The 3,815-nt window shown below is 41.7% G+C and carries 1 protein-coding gene; it reads right to left on the bottom strand.

Features of this window, described 5'->3' with window-relative positions; translation table 11 throughout:
- Positions 1 to 484: 484 nt before the first annotated feature.
- The coding region (locus tag ACFE90_RS09865) for a CHAT domain-containing protein (RefSeq protein WP_375499990.1) at positions 485 to 3,815 on the bottom strand (3,331 nt) is incomplete at its 5' end.

Genomic DNA, 3,815 nt, shown 5'->3' with positions numbered 1-3,815 from the left:
AAGCTCAAGAAAAAAACCGCCTTGAACAGCTTCAAGAAGAACAAGGCAACACGGACTCTAAACACTCAGGGGGTGCTGGCGCTTCTGGCGGCAACTCAGGTGCAGGTAAATCTGGCACATCAAAAATTTCTGCCACTGGTACACCTGATGATATCGAAAAAGTTGATCAGGAGTAAAGCTGACTCCGACGACGAGTCAAGTTTTAACTGCGTCGGCTCTCATTAGTAACTAAACTCAACAATGGTGGATTAAATACCTTATTATTTAGTCCACCATAGCGATCACAACTAACAACAACTAACATTATTTACAGTGCTGATCCTAAGTAGTTCTAGGAAGAAACCTGAAAAATCTACTAGTACTATATCTTAAACACCAACTGCTGTTGCTTCAGGTAGTCCTGCCTCTGCAAGTAAAACTTCTAGCTCTAAGAAGCCAGAATCGATGGGGAATAAAACAGCAGCTTTAGCAGCAGAACAAATGATTAATTAGGCTTACCTGTAATCGTGAATGCTGCCCAGTAGTAAGGATGATTATAAAGATTTTTATCTGATGCCATTTTACTATTTCTATATAGTTGTGTCGCTAAATAAGTTTGAATTCGTACTTCTTCAGGATGCAGATTATTCAAGACATCTTCATACCATTTTGTAAGTTCTCCAGCAGTTAATTCTTTCAGCCATCGGGTTGCTTCAGCCAAGGCAGTAACTGCTGATTTATTGGGCTGTAATCGTCGGTAAAACTCTATCATTACCAAGGCACTAGCTGAAGATTCTACACTCCAGAGAGTACTTACTACATGAGGAACGCCTTGACTCACAAAACCAGTTACTAAACTTACATATTCGCTGCTGATAGTGTGGTTGCTAGTAGTTAAGTTTTCACAAGCAGAGAGGGTAATAAGGTTGTAACTTGCTAGATTTTGTTGGCAAATTTCATCTAGAGTAAGTTTGTTTTCACCTGCCAATGCTAATTCTGATTTTTTGGGTTCAGCCAAGTTATTAATGACATTACCTGTAAAATGAAAGATGTTGTAATTATCAAATAAGGCGTTTTCAACAACATCTTTCGTAGCTTCTGAACCCTGAATTCGTTGGATATTATTGAACATCTGGCTAACAACTTCCGACTCAAGTTTGGCAAACTTCAGTGTGGGAGAACCTGTATTTTCTGGATGTTCAACACTGAGCAATAATTGATTTTGCCACTGCCAGATATCTTCAGTTCTTATTGATAAACCTATTTGGGCACTAGGTAGATAGGTAACGCTGAAATTTGACTCCACATTCGGCAATTCTTCCGACGATGGGGAAGAAAGATGGAAAAGTGTATGAATGGGCAATCTATACAAGTCACGGTGAGGAATTAAAACCAGTTGGGTGATGCCTTCGAGTTCCTGTGCAATTGTGGAAATATTCAGAATTTCATACAATTGTGACAGCTTCTGTTCCATATCAACTCGCCAAGAATGCTGGCTTTTACTTTCTTTGTCTTGGGCCGTGGTGCGATATTCTTGGTATTGTTGATGCCAATCTTCTAGCCAAGTTTCAAATTCAATTAGGCGTTGTACTGCTTCGGGTAGAGGTAATTCATTGAGACGAATAGCGTCTTCTCTTAAAGGTATTGCCCCAGCATCTTGCATGGGTGTAAATAGCAGGATCGGTGATGGCGCTTGGTCTTTGAGAATAAATGTGTGTAAGGCAACTGGACTAATATGCCAGTAAATAATTGCTGTTGTGGGATTGAATAATTGTTGAATTGCGCCATGATGGGGCGAGTAAATATTATCATTCCAGCTAGAAAGCAGCCAGTTTAAACAAGCATTTTTGCCTTGTTCAGCAATTTCCCAGGCTTCAACTAAATCACCGGACTCTACGGCTAAATCAACTGCCAATTGATCAAAGCCTGCAAATTTCAGGGCTAACTGTTTTTTACTTTCGTCTGAGCGAGTTTCTTCACTCAGTAATTGTCGCAATAAATCTGTACCGCGTTGCAGCAATTCTTGAACTTGTGTTGTTTGTCCCAAACCCATCAGCACTTTGCTCAGAGATTGTAAAACCTCTAGGTGCAACTGGGGAAAATATTCTAGTGTGAGAGTTAGCAGCGCTTGATGGTACTCAGATGCGGCTTTGCGCCAATAATCGCGGGGATTAGTATTTTTTTTGCCTTGGTCGTAGTAAGTATTAGCGATCGCAAAATGCAATCTACCCCAACCTTCTGGATGGGTATCTGTCCGCAGATGCTTTAACCCTTCCTCGTAGCTGGCTAATTTTCCTTCGTAACCCCCCTGTTGTAAGGCGGGATTTCTCGCTGTTATACTACTCGAAATCTGCAATGCCTCAGCATTAACTAAATTACCGATCGCAGTTCCCCGACCTATCCAAGCTTCCCAATAATCTTGTTTAATTTGCAAAGCGTTGTCATAACAGGCGATCGCTTCAACAAATTGTTCTAAATAAAACAATGCTACTGCCTGATTATACCAAGCTAAGTGGAAGTCGGGTTTAATGGCGATCGTTTGTTGATAGGAGGCGATCGCTTCTTGTCTACGTCCTAAGTTGTCTAACGCTATGCCCCGGTTGTACCAAGCTAAGTAGAAGTTGGATTGAACTGACAGTGCTTTATCCCAGGAGGCGATCGCTTCTGACCATCTTCCTAAATTAAACAGTACTACTCCCCGGTCTATCCAAACTTCGTGATACTCTGGGTTAATTTCTAACGCTTTGTCATAGGATATAATCGCTTCTGTAAATTGTTCGCTTACAGCTAGGGCTATGCCACGGTGATACCAGTTTTCTTGGTCTTCTGGTTCCAAATGTAGCGCTTGGTCATAACTAGAAATAGCTTCCGGTAGCCAACCTAACTTCAGCAGTGCCAAACCTTTACTAGACCAAGCTTCTTGGTAGTCTGGCTTGATTTCTATGGCTTTGTCAAAAGAAGCGATCGCTTCTTCAAAATATCCTAATTCTCCGAGAGTTCCACCGCGATTATACCAAGCTTTGTAGAAGTCGGGTTTTAGTTGTGTGGCGGTTTCGTAAGATGCGATCGCTTCATCAAAACGTTCTAAATGGAACAGCGTCAAGCCTCGGTTAAACCAATACTCTGAGAATTCTGGTTGAAGTTTGATGGCTTTGTCATAAGATGCGATGGCGCCTAACAAATCACCTGTTTTCGCTTGGCTTAGACCTTGATAAAACCACCCTTGGGCCTTGGTAACAGGATCATCACCATGTCGCTCAATTATACCTAGGGAATTGCTGCTTTGAACTGCCAAATTAGAAGCAAGTTGCTGAACTAAATTGGTACTTTGATCCAATTTCACCCACAACTCATCTAATGTATTAGCCACATTTGGCTCTAAATTGGTCAAAGTGTTATCCCAGGTTTCCACTGAGGGAGAAGTTGTTAATTCACTTCTTTGTCTAGTAGAAAGGAGATTTGCTCCTGTTGTACGTTGAACAACTTCATCATCATCGAACCTCAGTTGGGCTAATGAGGTGATTGAATCTTCTGCTGCCGGGAGAGGGAAATTTTCGGGTATTGTGGTTTGGGCATCTTCCCTTTCATACTCCAATACCAGTTCCTCTAAATTCTCGGTGAATGTTTCCTCTAAAGAGGCATTTTCAGGCGCTGACGTTATTGGTTCAACATCTGGTAGATCATATTCCCATAATTGCTCACCTAAGCTGCGGATTAACTCTTGCCCAGGCGAGGTTGGGATAATTTCTTCATTGGTTGTGATTTGTACCACATCTGGCTCATCATACTCCCATAACTGCTCGCCTAAATTGCGGATCAGTTCTTCCCCAGGAGTA

Origin of the sequence: uncultured Nostoc sp., from assembly GCF_964245445.1 — a bacterium.
Taxonomy (GTDB): Bacteria; Cyanobacteriota; Cyanobacteriia; order Cyanobacteriales; family Nostocaceae; genus Nostoc.
Note: the sequence above shows the minus strand (reverse complement) of the source record. Positions and strands in the feature narration are given on the sequence as shown.